The sequence below is a fragment of the Salinicola aestuarinus genome, assembly GCF_003206645.1.
In the GTDB taxonomy this organism is placed as follows: Bacteria; Pseudomonadota; Gammaproteobacteria; order Pseudomonadales; family Halomonadaceae; genus Salinicola; species Salinicola aestuarinus.
Genome location: NZ_PZJP01000008.1, coordinates 247329 through 261788 on the forward strand (window position 1 = coordinate 247329; position 14460 = coordinate 261788).

A 14460-nucleotide genomic window follows, 5' to 3' on the forward strand; every position below is an offset into this window, starting at 1 on the left:
AAGCGACGCTCAATGACACTGAGAGGGGCAGAGCCGAAAAAATGGGCTCACTGGGGGCTCAGCTGCCACTGTAGACCAAACTGTAGCCCGTTGAGAGCATCGTCGAAAAGATTCTCATCGGCATCCTGCTGGCGGTTTTCCAGCTCGATGCGCGCCGCCTGAGTCTGTGAGTCCGGCCACCCCATCCGGGACATGCAGAGCTGAAACTCCTCTTCGCCGGCAATCTGATGTGTCTGTCGCTCGCAAGCCCGGCTGTCTCGCAGATAGTTGGTGGCGGAAAAATGCGGCGTCACGGAAACGCAGCCACCCAGGGTGGTGGCGGCGAGCCAGAGAAGCGACAGTGAGCGATACTTGCGCGACATCATGAGGCGTTCATTCAAGTGGACGATGACAGTTAGATACCGGGAGTACCGATCGGGCCCGGGGCGTCGGGGATAGGGGAGCAGCCGCTATAGGCCAGGCTGGAAACCAGGAGCCCGGCGAGTATCAATAGTCGGTATACCAGGCGCATGGGGCGAACTCCAGATCATCAAGGGGTCGGAGTCTAGTCGACGCGAGCCGGGTTTCGAAACGCAAATTCGCCAAAGCGCCCCAGAGTCCCGAGGCGTCTGGAACACACCGCGGTGGCAGCGGCGTGATGCGCGACGGTTCGCCGTGAGTGCGGCACCCGTATACGCTCTTGAGGCCAATGGCCTTTCGACTGCGACAAGGACGAGCGACATGACATCGACTTATACCGGTATTTATGTATTGAAACGAGACCAGGCTGTCGTGGAAGTGCAGGTAGTGGATAGCGACGGGGAGGCATCATCGCTGACCGTTGAGTCCTATGATGCGCGCAGGATACAGCCGCCGAAAGATCAGTTACCGGAGAAAAGCGATTATTTTGACAAACTTGACATGGGAAAAGGGCAGGACGACTGATTTGTTTCTCCCAACCCCACGGGTCGTCGCATCGACCCCCATCCAACGAACGAGGTTCAGCGTGTCGTTATCACGATCGTTACTCTTGATGCTAACGCTGGCCGCATCGGCGCCGGCGCTCGCCAACGACTTCGAGTGTTCCGCCACGGGGATTACGCAGGCACTGAGGACGCAGTCGGCGGAGATCGACGCCTATCTGGCCGCACGCTCGGACTCACAGAGCGCGCAGGCGGAGCTACAGGGTGTCGCGCGTCAGCTTCAACAGACCGGGCAGGTCAGGCCCCACCAGGATGAGTTCGAAAAGCTGGCAAGCGGCGAGCCTTTCGAGCCGTCACGACCTTTCTGCGATGACACCCAGACGACCATTGATGCGCTGGCGGTCTACATGCAGCAGAACCCCGCGTGATCGAGAGGGTCTGACTCGCACCCGACAAGCCTGTCTCGGAAGCTTACGCCCCGGGGCAGGGCGGGACGATCAGCCCGGGTCAATGACCGGGCACAAAAAAGGCCAGCTATTTAGCTGGCCTTTTCGCAATAGTGGCGGAGAGACAGGGATTCGAACCCTGGAAGGGCTACAAACCCTTGGCGGTTTTCAAGACCGCTGCAATCGACCACTCTGCCATCTCTCCGACTTACGGCGGCACATATTACCAGCCATGAGATGTTCGTCAACTAGATCTTTAGCTTTCAACGAGTTATTTATAGCCCGCGCCGCTCATTACGCTTGTCAGGGGAACTTTGCAAGGGCACTCTGGTCTCTGGGGTAGATCAACATAACGAGGGGTACGCAATGGACTACCGGACTTCGCACGACGTCACTGATCGACGATCGAGTGCGGTCAGCACCAACAAGGTATTGCGCAATACCTATATGCTGCTGGCCATGACGCTTCTCTTCTCTGCCGTTACCGCGAGCGCCGCCATGGCGATGGGTGTAACGCAGATCAACATCTTCGTGTTCTTCATCGGCGCCTACGGCCTGATGTTTCTGGTGCACAAAACGGCTAACTCGGCGGCCGGGTTGCTGTCGACCTTCGCCTTTACGGGATTCATGGGTTTCACGCTGGGGCCGATCATCGACCTCTATCTGTCTATCCCCAATGGCGCACAGCTGGTGATGACGGCGCTGGGCATGACGGCAGCCGCCTTCCTGGGGCTTTCCGCCGTTGCGCTGATCACCCGCAAGGACTTCAGCTTCCTGGGTAACTTCATGGTGGCGGGCGCCATCGTGCTGGTGTTGGCGATGGTTGCCGCTCTGGTCTTCAATATCCCGGGGCTGTCGCTGGCGGTATCGGCCGGCTTCGTGCTGTTCTCCTCCGCCGCGATCCTGTTCCAGACGAGCGAGATCATCCACCGCGCCGGCGAGACCAACTACATCCTGGCGACGATCACGCTCTACGTATCGATCTACAATCTGTTCATCAGCCTGCTTTCGATTCTGGGCGTGATGTCCAACGACTGATCGGTTCACGGACAGCGAACTTCGGGCCCCACTTCGGTGGGGCCTTTTCGTTTGCTACTATCTGCTCCTGTTGCCAGCGTCGGCTGGATAACCAGCGCGCTTGCCTGCGTCGTTGGCCAAGCCCGCGCCAGGCGTCCCAATCATCCGGGTTCTGGATCGCATACGGTGCTTAGCTACGCCTTACTCGTCCACGCCGCCCCCTACAGCACGCAGGGGTCGCTCTCCGCGTTGCGCTTTGCCGAGGCGGTCGTGGCGCGAGGTCACGCGGTCAAAACGGTCTTCTTCTACCGTGATGGCGTGCATAACGCCTCCACGCTCATGGCGCCACCGCAGGATGAGGTGCACCTGGGTGAGCGTTGGAGGCGGCTTCATGCGACATCACAGACGGAGCTTCTGGTCTGCGTCGCCGCTGGTCTGCGCCGCGGCCTCGTGAATCAGGCGGAAGCCAAGCGCCACGACCTCGCCATGCATAGTGTCGAACCGCCTTTTGAACTGACGGGGCTCGGCCAATTGGTCGATGCGATGCTGACCCACGACCGACTGATCACCTTCGCGCCATGACGGACTCTCATCACCTTGCCACCTGCAACGACGCGCTACTCATCGTGCTGCGGCATCCGCCGCACGGCAGCAGTTGGCTACGAGAGGGAATCGATGTTGCCCTGGTGACGGCCGCTTTTGGCCGCGAGGTCGAGCTATTGTTTCAGGGCGATGGCGTCTTCGCGTTACTCGAGAACCAGACCACGGGGGCGCTGGGTCAGAAGGGGACTCACCCGCAGCTGATGATGCTCGAGATGTACGACATCGAGCGGCTGTGGGTTAGCCGGACCGCACTAACGGAACGCGGGCTGACCACTGACGATCTGATGCTGCCGGTTTCCGTGCTGGATAGCGACGAGATTGCTGCCCTGCATGCCGCGCACGCCTCGAGCCTGATCTTTTGAGGGATTCGCCATGACGCTGCACCTGATCAACCGGACTCCCGATAACCGTGGCCTGTTCGACGATGTGGTCGAAGCCATCTCTGAGGGCGACTATCTTCTGCTGATCGAGGATGGGTGTTACGCGGGGTTGGCCCAGACGAGAGCACCGTTGGGTAGCCTGCCGAGGGGGAGCGTCGGGGTGCTTAAAGAAGACGCCGAATCTCGCGGCCTTCTCGGGCGGCTGGATGAACGGCTGGAACTCGTCGATATGGACGGTTTCGTTACCCTGACCGAACGTTTTCCCAAATCCTTGAGCTGGTTCTGATGACGACACACGCGACTTCGACGCTTACCGTAAATGACCGCGCCGTGGCCTTGGACCCCGAGGGGTATCTCGTGTCGATGGATGACTGGTCGCCGGCGGTTGCCGTCGCCATGGCGACAGCGGAGGGTCGCGAACTGACCCCGGCACATTGGGAAATCCTCGACGTGCTGCGTGATTTCTACCAACGCTACGAATCGTCTCCGGCAATGCGCCCGCTGGTGAAGGCGGTGCGCCAGTCGCTGGGCGAAGAGAAAGGCCAGTCGATCTATCTGATGCGGCTTTTTCCGGAGAGTCCGGCCAAGGTCGGCGCGCGCCTGGCCGGGTTGCCCAAGCCCACCAATTGCCTCTGAGCCGGACGGCCACCGATCATGAATTTTCTCGCCCATGCGTGGCTCGCCCGGCAGGGTAGCGATGAGTTCCTTTATGGCAATCTAATCGCTGACGGCATCAAGGGAACCGCGCTGGGATCTCTGGAGGAGGAGGTGGCGGCGGGGGTACGCCACCACCGACAGGTGGATGCCGCTATCGATAGCCACTCAGAGGTCCGAGCGCGCCTGGCCGCGGCCCCCAAGGGGCAACGGCGCTACGCGGGAATCGCTCTGGATCTGGTCTGGGACCACTTTATTGCTCGCGAGACGCCGGACCCTGCGCTGGTGTCGCGCTGCTACGCAATACTTGCACAGCATCCGGCGCCGGACCGTCTGGCGGGTATGATCCCTGCTCTGATAGAAGGCGACTGGCTCTCTCGCTACGCAGACTTCGACTTCACCTGCCAAGCGATTGCCGGAATCGGCACGCGGCTTCGCGGGCCCAATCAGCTCGCCGCACTGACGCCGTGGCTCGAAGCCACCTATCCCGAACTCGAAGCCGCCTTCCATAGACTCTGGCCGCAAATGCGACATCGGTTCCAGGGTTGAATACCCCGGCCGTTGCCGCATCATCGGGCGTTTCTCGTTACGCCTCGAGCCAGAGGCACTCGACGATATCTCCCGGTTTTACCTCGCTGTCCGCAGGGATGACAGCAAACGCATTGGTCGCTGCACAGGAGGTGAGCACCGCCGAGCTCTGCTCGGGATGCGCGCGTGCGACGAGCCGGCCATCTTCCCGCGTGAGATTGGCACGCAGATAGTGACGCCGCCCCTGAGCGCGCGTTTCAAATTGCGCCTCGGCAGGAATACGCGGTAGCTCGCTCAGCGCGGGACAGCCCTGAAGCGCCCCCATCAGCGCGCGCAGGTAGAGCCAAGCCCCCACGTAACTCGACACCGGGTTGCCGGGCAGTCCCACGATCCGTGCCTCACCAATGGTTCCTAGCGCCAGCGGCTTGCCGGGGCGCATTGCCAGACGCCAGAGCGACAGCGTGCCAAGGCGCTCGATCGCCGGTTTGACATGGTCCTCCTCACCGACGCTCACCCCACCGGTGGTGACAATGACGTCAGCCGCCTCGGCCGCGTCTGCCAGACGCGAGAGTGTGGTTTCGAAATCATCGGCAACCCTGACTTCGCGTACCAGTTCACCGCCAAACCGCCGAATCAGCGTGGCGAGCATCGGACCATTGCTGTTGTAGATCTCACCGCGGGCGAGCGGGGCCCCCGGCTCGACGATCTCATCACCGGTCAGCAGCAGCGCGACGCGGGGGCGACGGACCACCTCGACGTGGGTCAGGCCCTGTCCCGCGAGCAGTCCGAGTGAAGCGGCCCCCAGCCGTGTCCCGGCGGCGAGCATCGCGTCACCCGAGGCGACGTCGAGCCCGCGACGGCGGACGTTCTGCCCGATGGCTGTCGCTGGAATGTGAACCACGTCGCCATCGACCTGAACGTTTTCCTGGATCGCCACGCAATCCGCGCCCTCGGGAATCTCGCTGCCGGTGAAGATTCTCGCGCAGGTGCCAGGGGCGAGCGGGGCGGGTGCGCGACCGGCAGGAATTCGCTGGGAGATGCTCAGGGGCGCCCCCGCATCCCGGCTCGCCAACGCGTAGCCATCCATGGCGCTGTTGTCGGCCGGAGGCACGTCGATCGAGGCGGAAACCTTTGAGGCCAGCACCCGGCCTTCGGCATCGCTGCAGGGGATCCACTCCGAAGCCAGTGTGGTGACCCCCTCCAGCAGCGCGGCGAGTGCCTGCTCGACGCTCTGCAGATTAGCTGTTGCCATGCTGACCTCGACCGGGAATCACCAGGTTGGCGAAATTGCATGGCTGATGCCGGCTATCGAGCTGCTCGCGCAGGATGCGCGTCCATCCTGTTCGACAGGCGCCGGTCGAACCCGGCAGGCAGAAAAGCACGGTTCCATTGGCCAGCCCTCCGAGGCAGCGGCTCTGGACGGTGGAGCTGCCAATCTCCTCGTAGGAGACCTGGCGGAATAACTCCCCGAACCCGTCGATCGTCTTGTCGAGCAGCGGCGTAATCGCTTCCGGCGTGGAGTCACGCCCGGTGAAACCGGTGCCGCCCGTGGTCAGTACGACCTGGATGCTGTCGTCGGCGATCCAGCCGGCGACAATGGCGCGTATTCGATAGACGTCATCCTCGACAATGCGCTTTTCGATGAAGTGGTGTCCGGCCTCTTGCAGGCCCGATACCAGTAGATCGCCGGAGCGGTCGGTCTCATCGGTGCGGGTGTCCGAGACGGTAAGGACCGCGACCGAAAGCGGAACCATCTCGCTCATGACTGGCCCCCCGCATCAGTTGCGGCCGGCTTTTTGTCGGTCTGGCGCGCCTCGAGGGCCGCGAGCTGCTCGTCGGTGGCCGGCTTCTGGTGCTCCGCCTTCCAGGTCGAATAGGGCATACCGTAGACATACTCTCGAGCCGTCTCGTACTCGAGCGACTCGCCGCGGGTCTCGGCAGCAGTCACCAGCCACTTGGAGAGACAGTTACGGCAGAAGTCCGCCAGAATCATGAGATCGATGTTCTGGACGTCTTTGTTGGCATCGAGGTGGCGCAGTAGCTGGCGAAAGGCCGCCGCCTCGATTTCGGTTCGGGTCGACTCGTCGAACTGGTGCATTAAACGCTCCTCGAATGGAAACGATGAGTGAACAGGATAGGTAACTATCAGGTAGGCGAGGCTCAGTAACCGTCGCCAGGGGTGCAGACCGAGAGCACAACAGCGTCGTTGTCACTGGTGGAGATCAAGGCGTGACCCATATCGCTGTCGAAGTAGAGCGAATCCCCGGCGCTCATGGCCAGCGGCTCGTAGAACTCGGAATACAGCAGAATATCCCCGTCGAGCACCATCAGGAACTCCTCGCCGTCATGACGGATCCACTCCTGAAACTCGCTGAAGTGGCGCGCCCGCACGATGGTCTTGAAGGGAATCATGCGCTTCTGTGCGAGCTCGCAGGAGAGCAGTTCGTGCTCGTAGGTCGGGGTGGGGTGAAGTTTGCCGCCCCCCAGTGCCGTGCGGTCTCGACGACCGCGCGAGTGAAGCTGTGGCTTGGTGGGCGTGAGCAGCTGAGGGAGGTCGATTCCGAGCCCGACGATGAGTTTCTGCACCGCCGCGAACGTCGGTGAGATCTGATCGTTCTCGATCTTGGATAGGGTTGAGCGAGCAAGGCCGGTGCGCGTGCTGACGTCGCCGAGCGTCCAGCGATTGGCGAGGCGGATCTCCTTGAGCCGCTCCCCCAGCCGCAGCGGCTCGACAAATGCCTTGCGACCGGAGGCGATACGCACGGCGGCTTCCTGATCGTTAGTGGCGGCCATGAGGGTCTCTAATTAAGGCATTGGTTGGTGCGATAGGGCACGTGGGTCGCAGAATATCACAGCGTCGCCGGCGCGCTCTCGGGTGACACGTCCTCGGCCGTTCGCGCGGCGACACGCGAGCCTCTGTGGCAGGTCGGCGACGCAGAATTCGCCGTGTGCAAGACCGTCAAGGGGACTCGCACCAGGGCTGTCCAAGCAGGGCATGCAGGTGCGCCTCGACGCCGACCGGCAAGCTCTTGAGGTGATAGCCCCCTTCGAGTATCGATACCAGTCGCCCGTCTGCGTGCCGCTTTGCGACATCTAGGGCGCGTGCAGTGATCCAGTAGAAGTCGTCGTGGCAGAGTTCGATTTCGGCCAGAGGGTCGTCGCGATGCGCATCAAACCCGCTGGAAAGCAGCAAGAGCTGCGGCCGGTGGCGTTCCAGCGCGGGTAGCCACTCCTGCTCGACGCGGCGCCGGAACACCGCGCTGTCATCGCCGGCCGCCAGCGGCGTGTTGACCACGTTGGGCCAGTCGCCATCGAGGTAACGCCAGGGATAGAACGCCTCCTGATAGCTTGAGCAGATCAGTACCCGCGGGTCGTCACGGAAGATATCCAGCGTACCGTTTCCCTGGTGCACGTCGAAATCGAGAATGGCGACCCGCTCGAGACCGTGCTGCTCGATCGCATGGGCGGCGGCAACAGCCACATTGTTATAGAAGCAGAAGCCCATGGCGCGGCCGCGCTCGGCATGGTGGCCGGGTGGCCGGGTGGCGCAGAAGACGTTGTCTGCTCGCGCCTTGCAGACCATGTCCACTCCCTTGAGGGCGGCGCCGGCGGCCAGACGGGCGGCACGAAGCGAATCGGGACACAGCCGTGTGTCGCCGTCGACGATGGCAATGCCTTGGCGTGGCAGGCGACGCTCCAGGTCGACGAGGTAGTCCCGATCATGGACGCGCTCCAGCGCTTCGTCCGACGCGGGTCCCGACTCGACCTGGACCGTCTGCAGGAGAGTCCCGCTTCGCATCAGACGGGCACGAATCGCTTCGAGCCGCATGGGGGCCTCGGGGTGGTGCTCCCCCATGTCGTGTCGGGCGAGGTCAGGGTGGGTGATGTAGGCGGTAATCATCGGCTCACCAGTGGTTGGCGTCGTAGAAGTCTGGGCGATGACGCCGGCTTCGCCCAGCGCCATGCCGCTAAGACTTTGGTCGTATCAGCGCTCGATCTGGCTGCCATGGCGCCGGTCGACGCCGGGGTCGCTTTGGCTGCCGGCGATTGACGCTGATAAATATTCCCGCGCCGCATGAACGGTGTAGGGTGACGGAGACTTCTTCCTTCGTCAGCGGACCTGTCATGGCCACTCAGTTTCTTCGACGCTTTTTCGCGCCGCGTTCCCTCGTCGTCATCGGTGCTTCGCCTCGCCCGGAGTCACAGGGCGCCATGGTGTTGAGCAACGTGCTGCGTGCCGGCTTCGAGGGATCGCTCTGGTGCGTCAATCCTAGAGGCTACGACGACGTGCATGGGGTGCCATGTCATCGCCGCCTCGAGCAGCTACCGGAAACCCCGGAACTGGCGGTCATCTGCACGCCGCTGAAACGTGTGGCCGAGGTCATCCGTCAGCTGGGCGAGCTGGAGGTCAAAGCCGCTCTGGTGCTGTCGGGGGGCGCCTCACTGGACGACGAGGGGGGCGCGAAGTCGCTCCGCGAATGCCTCCAGCGGGCGGCGCATGACGCGAATGTACGCGTTCTAGGTCCGGAGTGTCTCGGTGTGGCCGTACCCTCGTTTCACCTCAACGCGACCTACGCCAGCCAGCCCATCGCCGACGGCAGTGTGGCGTATCTCGGCCAGTCCGGGATGCTGGGTAACGCGATGATCGACTGGGCGGCGGGCAGAGCGGTGGGGTTTTCCCATCTGGTGACGCTAGGTGACAGCGTCGATGTCCGTTTGCCCGATGTGATCGATTATCTCAACACGACGGGGCGCTGCCGGTCGCTACTGCTGCACCTCGAGCGGATTCCCGACGCCCGCCATTTCATGACTGCGCTGCGCGAAGCGTCGCGTAACCGCTTGGTGGTGGCAATCAAGAGTGGTCGCAACCCGCAGGCCATTCTCGAGCGGCTCCCCGACACCCCGGGGGTGACGCATCGCGATGCCGTCGTGGAAGCGGCGCTGGCCCGGGCGGGGGTTGTGCGGGTCGAGGACTCCGACGAGCTATTCGATGCGCTGGAGACGCTGTCACGCCTCAAGCCGCCAAAAGGTGACCGGCTCGCGATCGTCTCCAATGGGGTCGGACCGGCGCTGCTGGCGATCGACAAGTTGATTGACGGAGGCGGACAGCTTGCCACCTTCGAGGCGTCGACAGCGGAGGCGCTGCGTACCGCAGCACTCGACGTCAGTCGCCCGGGCGCCAACCCGGTGGATCTGGGTGGCAGCGCGCGCCCGGCGCATTATCTCGAAGCGCTCGACATCTTGATGCAGGATCGTCAGGTCGATGCTGTCCTCGTGCTCCATGCGCCGACGCGTCTGGCGCCCTCGCTGGAAACGGCGCAGGCATTGATCGGCGCGAAGTCGCGCTTTCGTCAGCGGCTCCTGGTCAGCTGGATGGGGCTCAAGGAGGCCCTGGAGGCCCGAGGCGCCTGCAATCGCGCCGGCATTCCCACCTACATCTCACCCGAGAAGGCGGTCCGCGCCTTCCTGCATCTGGTTCGCTACCGGCGTGTCCAGAACCTGCTGCACCAGACGCCGCCCTCACTGGCACTCGAGACGTCCTCCGAAGTCCGCGCGCACTGCCATGCGTTGATCGAGTCTGCGCGGGCCCGTGACCGCGATCATCTCAGCCACGAGGAGACCGCGCAGGCGCTCAACGCCTATGGAATCCGCACGGCACCCAGCGTTTATGTCCGCGATTTCGAGCAGGCCGAGCGAGCGGCTTACGAGTTGCCGGGGCCGTGGGCGGTGAAAGCGGTTCATCGCGATAGCTGCCTTCCATTCCGTGATGCCAGAGAGTCCCAGAGGACGCTGTCCCTCATGCAGGATCTGGAGCAGCCCGGCAGCGTGGTGGATGCCGTCGTCCGGCTGGAGCAGCGCCTGATCGAGACCCGACCGGACAGCCCGATCTACAGCTACTGCCTGCAGACCATGCAGCGTGGCAAGGAGTCCTTGCAGCTCTGTGCCGGTATTACCCGCGATGCCGAGTTCGGTCCGGTCATCGTCTTCGGCATCGGCGGTTACAAGATCGATGTCCTGGGCGACCGCCAGATCGCGCTGCCTCCGCTGAACCAGCGCCTGGCGGAAGAGCTGATCGATCGCACCCGAGCCGGCCAAAGGATTCGCGACTACGCGTTGCGAGCCAGCGACGCTGACCCTGTGTCCGCGGTTGCGCGGTTGCTGGTGCAGCTTTCACAGCTGGCCAGCGACCTGCCTCATCTCAAGGGTTTGGAAATCAATCCGCTGCTGCTCAACCGGGAGGGGATAACCGCCGTCGATTTCGCCCTGGATCTCGATGAACCGTCGGTCCAGGCGATCATGCCCTACCCGGAACAGCTACGGGAGCGAGTCGAGCTTGGCAACCGGATCGTGGATATTCGTCCCATTCGGGGCGAGGATGCCCCCTTGATCACGTCCTTTCATGCACGACTGTCCGAGCAGAGCATTCGCTACCGCTATTTTCATCACAAGGCAGTGCTGTCTCCCCGTGAGCTCGCTCAACTGGCGCAGATTAACTATGACCGGCAAATGGCCTTCATCGCGGTAGCGCATGAGGAAACCGCCGCTGGCGGCCATGGCAACGAGGAGATGCTGGGCGTCGTCCGCGTCTGGAACGATGCGGACAACATCCGTACCGAGTTTTCGATCATCATCCGCGACGACTGCCAGGGTATCGGACTCGGCCGCGCCCTGATGGAGAAGATGATCCGCTACAGCCGCGACGTGGGCACCCTGTCGATGGTGGGAACGGTCATGATCGATAACCTGCCCATGCGGCGGCTGCTGAAGCGGCTCGGTTTCAGCCTCAGGATCGACGTCGAGGAGGGGATTGTCGAAGCCGTCTGTCCGCTAAACGAGCCCACCAGCGAATGGCAGCGCCACCGTCTTGCCAGTGCCGCGAGCGGTGCCTGAAAACACGATCGCGGGCATCGGTACTTGAACGGTTGTTCGATTATCCAGTATTGTCCTTTGCCCTGTTATCGATAAGATCTTATGATTTGAAACCAAAAAATACTAAGGGACACCGACCGTAACCTGTTCTTTTGAACAGGAGACGGCCACTTCCGCCCACCCAGGTCAGACCAACAATGCAAAACGATCCGCAGATCAAGATTCAGGTCCGTAACCTGAGCAAAGTGTTCGGGGATGACCCCAAGAAGGCGCTCAAGCTGCGCGACGAAGGGCTCAAGCGGCCTGAAATCCTCGAGAAAACAGGCCAGACCATCGGCCTTTCCAACATCGACTTCGATGTTCGCGATGGCGAACTTCTCGTCATCATGGGGCTCTCCGGCTCGGGCAAATCCACCCTGATTCGCTGTCTCAACCGGCTGATCGAGCCAACCGAGGGTCAGATCATCATCGGCGGCGAGGACATCCCGCGGCTTAGCGAGAAAGCCCTGCTCCAGTGCCGTCGGCGTCACTTCTCCATGGTGTTTCAGAATTTCGCGCTGTTCCCGCATCGCACCGTGCAGATGAATGCCGAGTACGGCCTCGAGATTCGTGGCATCCCCAAGGAGGAGCGTGAGGCAAAGGCGTCACACGCACTCAAGCAGGTCGGACTCGAAGGCTGGGAGCACGCCTACCCGACGCAGCTCTCCGGAGGCATGCAGCAGCGCGTGGGACTCGCTCGAGCGCTCGCTAACGACGCCAGCGTTCTGCTGATGGACGAGGCCTTCTCGGCGCTCGACCCGTTGATCCGTCGCGACATGCAGCAGGAGTTGATCGAACTCCAGCACCGCACCAAGAAGACGACCATCTTCATCACCCACGACCTGGACGAGGCGATCAACATCGGCGATCGCATCATCCTGCTGCGTGACGGCGAAATTGTTCAGATCGGCACGCCCGAGGAAATTCTGACGCACCCGGCGGACGACTACGTGGCGCGCTTCATTCAGGGTGTCGACAAGTCCCGCGTGGTCAGTGCCCAGCGCACGATGCGCCCCGTTCGCGCCACGGCTCGGGAAGACGACGGCCCGCGCACCGTTTTGCGCAAGATGGTCGAGAACGGCCTCGATTCGATCTATGTCGTCGACCGGGAGCGGCGCCTGCTGGGCATCGTTACGGTTGACGAGATCGATGCGGCGGCGAAGGCCGGCGACGAAAGAATCGACGCGCTGATCAGCAAGGATTTCCCGAGCGTCGTTCCTGACGAGCCACTGGCAAGCCTCTACAAGATGTTCACCGGCAGCAGCTATCCGATCGCCGTCGTGGACGAGGAGTCACGTCTGATGGGCGTCGTCGTCAAGGGTGCTGTACTGGAACAACTGGCCGAAGCGGAGGCTGAATAACATGGATTTCGACATTCCTAGAATACCGCTCGGTGACTGGATCGAGAGTGGACTCAACTTCCTGACGTCGGAATTTTCCGGTGTCACCCGGGCCATCTCGCGGACGACGCAGAGCGGCATTTCGCTACTCAATGACGGGCTGATGTGGATGCCCATCTGGGCCCTGATGGGATTGGTCATCCTGCTCTGCTGGCGGCTCAGTGGCCGGCGCCTGGCCGTCGGCGCGCTATTGGGTCTGGGGCTGATCTGGAACCTGGGGCTTTGGAACCCGATGATCCAGACGCTGACGCTGGTGGTAATCGCGACGCTGGTGGCTATCACCATTGCGCTACCGCTGGGTATTCTCGCGGCGGTGTCGGATCGCTTCTACCGCGTCATCATGCCGATCCTCGACTTCATGCAGACCATGCCGGCATTCGTCTATCTGATCCCGGCGATCCCGTTTTTCGGCATTGGCTCGGTCTCGGGTATTTTCGCGACCGTGATCTTCTCCATGCCACCCGCTATACGTTTCACGACGCTCGGTATCCGTCAGGTGCCCAAAGAGCTCGTCGAAGCGGCCGACGCTTTCGGCTCGACCCGTGGACAGAAGCTGGTCAAGGTACAGCTTCCGTTGTCACTGCCGACCGTGATGGGCGGCATCAACCAGACCATCATGCTGGCACTCTCGATGGTCGTGATCGCCGCGATGATCGGCGCCAACGGTCTGGGCAGTGAGGTCTGGCGCGCCATTCAGCGTCTCCGTCCCGGTGAAGGCTTCGAGGCGGGAATCGCGGTGGTGATCATGGCAATGCTGCTCGATCGACTGACCCAGACCCTGACCGGACGCAAGAAGAAATCCTGAATCGCTCCGGCGATGCGGCGGCGCAAGCCGCCTGACATGAAAACGCCCGGCCTAGGCCGGGCGTTTTCATGTGCGAAAGCCTCTTCCTGATCAGGCGAGAAGAGCGTTCTGACGCAGAGAGCCAGGCAGCCGCTCGATCAGCGCCTCATCAAGGGGCAAGCTGCACCCGGTACCATTCGTCTGCCGACGACTCTCGACGGGTGTAGCGTATGCGATCGTGTAGCCGGCTGCGCTGGCCCTGCCAGAACTCGACGGCATAGGGCATGACGCGGTAGCCCCCCCAGTGGGGCGGTCGCTCCACCGGCTGATCGACGTAAACCTGCTCGAAGCGCGATAGGCGCTCCTCGAGCCAATTCCGCCCCGGGATCTCGACGCTCTGCTGGGAGACCCAGGTCGCCAGTTGGCTCTTGCGGGGACGGCTGGCGAAGTAATCGTCGGACTGCTTTTCGGGCACGCGCTCGACGCGGCCTTCGACACGCACCTGGCGTTGCAGCCCCGGCCACCAGAACACCAGCGCCGCCTTTGGCACCTGAGCGAGCTCGTTGCCTTTGTGGCTCTGATAATTGGTGTAAAAGCGCATTCCTTCCGAATCCACACCTTTCAGCAGCACGATACGCGCGTGGGGATCACCCTCGCTATCCACGGTGGCTAGCGTCATGGCGTTGGCATCGAGACCTTCATGCTCGATAGCCCGTTCCAACCAGCTGTCGAACAGCGTGAAGGGATCGCTCGGCATCCGGTCGAGCGTGAGGGGCTCTCCCTCGTAGTCGCGGCGCATTCCTTCCAGCTCGCTCATGGTCCGTCTCCTGGATCGAT

General features: G+C 62.4%; 18 protein-coding genes and 1 tRNA gene. 11 read left to right on the forward strand and 8 right to left on the reverse strand.

Annotated features, from left to right (window positions below):
* Positions 1-47 precede the first annotated feature (47 nt).
* The gene (locus tag DOM41_RS13090) at positions 48-365 is read right to left on the reverse strand and encodes a hypothetical protein (RefSeq protein ID WP_110687298.1); all 318 of its coding nucleotides are present in this window, start codon (positions 363-365) and stop codon (positions 48-50) included.
* Between the two features lie 355 nt (positions 366-720).
* Here DOM41_RS13090 and DOM41_RS13095 point away from each other — a divergent pair, with 355 nt between their 5' ends.
* A complete protein-coding gene (locus DOM41_RS13095) occupies positions 721-924 on the forward strand; it encodes a hypothetical protein (RefSeq protein ID WP_110687299.1) in 204 nt (67 codons plus the stop codon).
* 85 nt (positions 925-1009) lie between these two features.
* Entirely contained in the window at positions 1010-1330 is a 321-nt protein-coding gene (locus tag DOM41_RS13100; RefSeq protein ID WP_157956937.1) for a hypothetical protein, read from the forward strand.
* A gap of 132 nt (positions 1331-1462) precedes the next feature.
* Here the strand turns inward: DOM41_RS13100 and DOM41_RS13105 are convergent.
* Positions 1463-1553: transfer RNA gene (locus DOM41_RS13105), tRNA-Ser, on the reverse strand.
* 161 nt (positions 1554-1714) lie between these two features.
* On the opposite strand from DOM41_RS13105, the gene DOM41_RS13110 reads away from it, so the two are divergent.
* The 6 genes from DOM41_RS13110 to DOM41_RS13135 all read left to right on the forward strand — a co-directional run bounded on the left by DOM41_RS13110 (position 1715) and on the right by DOM41_RS13135 (position 4551).
* On the forward strand, positions 1715-2386 hold the full coding sequence (locus tag DOM41_RS13110) for a Bax inhibitor-1/YccA family protein (protein ID WP_110687301.1): 672 nt from the start codon (positions 1715-1717) through the stop codon (positions 2384-2386).
* A gap of 165 nt (positions 2387-2551) precedes the next feature.
* Positions 2552-2947, forward strand: a complete 396-nt coding sequence (gene tusD, locus DOM41_RS13115) for a sulfurtransferase complex subunit TusD (RefSeq protein WP_110687302.1) — start codon at positions 2552-2554, stop codon at positions 2945-2947.
* The gene (gene tusC / locus DOM41_RS13120) at positions 2944-3330 is read left to right on the forward strand and encodes a sulfurtransferase complex subunit TusC (protein WP_110687303.1); all 387 of its coding nucleotides are present in this window, start codon (positions 2944-2946) and stop codon (positions 3328-3330) included. The genes tusD and tusC overlap by 4 nt, the downstream gene beginning before the upstream one ends.
* 10 nt (positions 3331-3340) lie before the next feature.
* Positions 3341-3634, forward strand: a complete 294-nt coding sequence (tusB, locus tag DOM41_RS13125; RefSeq protein ID WP_110687304.1) for a sulfurtransferase complex subunit TusB — start codon at positions 3341-3343, stop codon at positions 3632-3634.
* Entirely contained in the window at positions 3634-3984 is a 351-nt protein-coding gene (locus tag DOM41_RS13130) for a TusE/DsrC/DsvC family sulfur relay protein (protein ID WP_110687305.1), read from the forward strand. The genes tusB and DOM41_RS13130 overlap by 1 nt, the downstream gene beginning before the upstream one ends.
* Positions 3985-4002: 18 nt before the next feature.
* Entirely contained in the window at positions 4003-4551 is a 549-nt protein-coding gene (locus DOM41_RS13135; RefSeq protein ID WP_110687306.1) for an acyl carrier protein phosphodiesterase, read from the forward strand.
* A 37-nt stretch (positions 4552-4588) separates the two neighbouring features.
* Here DOM41_RS13135 and DOM41_RS13140 read toward each other — a convergent pair whose 3' ends face one another.
* From DOM41_RS13140 to DOM41_RS13160, 5 genes are all read right to left on the reverse strand, one after another.
* Complete coding sequence (locus DOM41_RS13140) at positions 4589-5782, reverse strand: molybdopterin molybdotransferase MoeA (RefSeq protein WP_110687307.1); 1194 nt, start codon at positions 5780-5782, stop codon at positions 4589-4591.
* Complete coding sequence (gene moaB / locus DOM41_RS13145) at positions 5769-6293, reverse strand: molybdenum cofactor biosynthesis protein B (RefSeq protein ID WP_110687308.1); 525 nt, start codon at positions 6291-6293, stop codon at positions 5769-5771. Before moaB ends, DOM41_RS13140 begins: the two co-directional genes overlap by 14 nt.
* Positions 6290-6628, reverse strand: a complete 339-nt coding sequence (locus DOM41_RS13150; protein WP_110687309.1) for a DUF1244 domain-containing protein — start codon at positions 6626-6628, stop codon at positions 6290-6292. The genes moaB and DOM41_RS13150 overlap by 4 nt, the downstream gene beginning before the upstream one ends.
* 62 nt (positions 6629-6690) lie before the next feature.
* Positions 6691-7323 (reverse strand): helix-turn-helix domain-containing protein, encoded by a 633-nt coding sequence (locus DOM41_RS13155; protein WP_110687310.1) that lies wholly within the window; start codon positions 7321-7323, stop codon positions 6691-6693.
* Positions 7324-7489: 166 nt separating this feature from the next.
* Positions 7490-8431 (reverse strand): histone deacetylase family protein, encoded by a 942-nt coding sequence (locus DOM41_RS13160; RefSeq protein ID WP_110687639.1) that lies wholly within the window; start codon positions 8429-8431, stop codon positions 7490-7492.
* 224 nt (positions 8432-8655) lie between these two features.
* Between DOM41_RS13160 and DOM41_RS13165 the strand changes: the two genes are divergently transcribed.
* From DOM41_RS13165 to DOM41_RS13175, 3 genes are all read left to right on the forward strand, one after another.
* On the forward strand, positions 8656-11421 hold the full coding sequence (locus DOM41_RS13165) for a bifunctional acetate--CoA ligase family protein/GNAT family N-acetyltransferase (RefSeq protein ID WP_110687311.1): 2766 nt from the start codon (positions 8656-8658) through the stop codon (positions 11419-11421).
* Positions 11422-11597: 176 nt separating this feature from the next.
* On the forward strand, positions 11598-12800 hold the full coding sequence (locus tag DOM41_RS13170) for a quaternary amine ABC transporter ATP-binding protein (protein ID WP_110687312.1): 1203 nt from the start codon (positions 11598-11600) through the stop codon (positions 12798-12800).
* 1 nt (position 12801) lies between these two features.
* On the forward strand, positions 12802-13644 hold the full coding sequence (locus DOM41_RS13175) for an ABC transporter permease (protein WP_110687313.1): 843 nt from the start codon (positions 12802-12804) through the stop codon (positions 13642-13644).
* A 148-nt stretch (positions 13645-13792) separates the two neighbouring features.
* On the opposite strand, the gene pdxH is transcribed toward DOM41_RS13175, so the two are convergent.
* Positions 13793-14440, reverse strand: a complete 648-nt coding sequence (gene pdxH, locus DOM41_RS13180) for a pyridoxamine 5'-phosphate oxidase (RefSeq protein WP_110687314.1) — start codon at positions 14438-14440, stop codon at positions 13793-13795.
* Positions 14441-14460 lie beyond the last annotated feature (20 nt).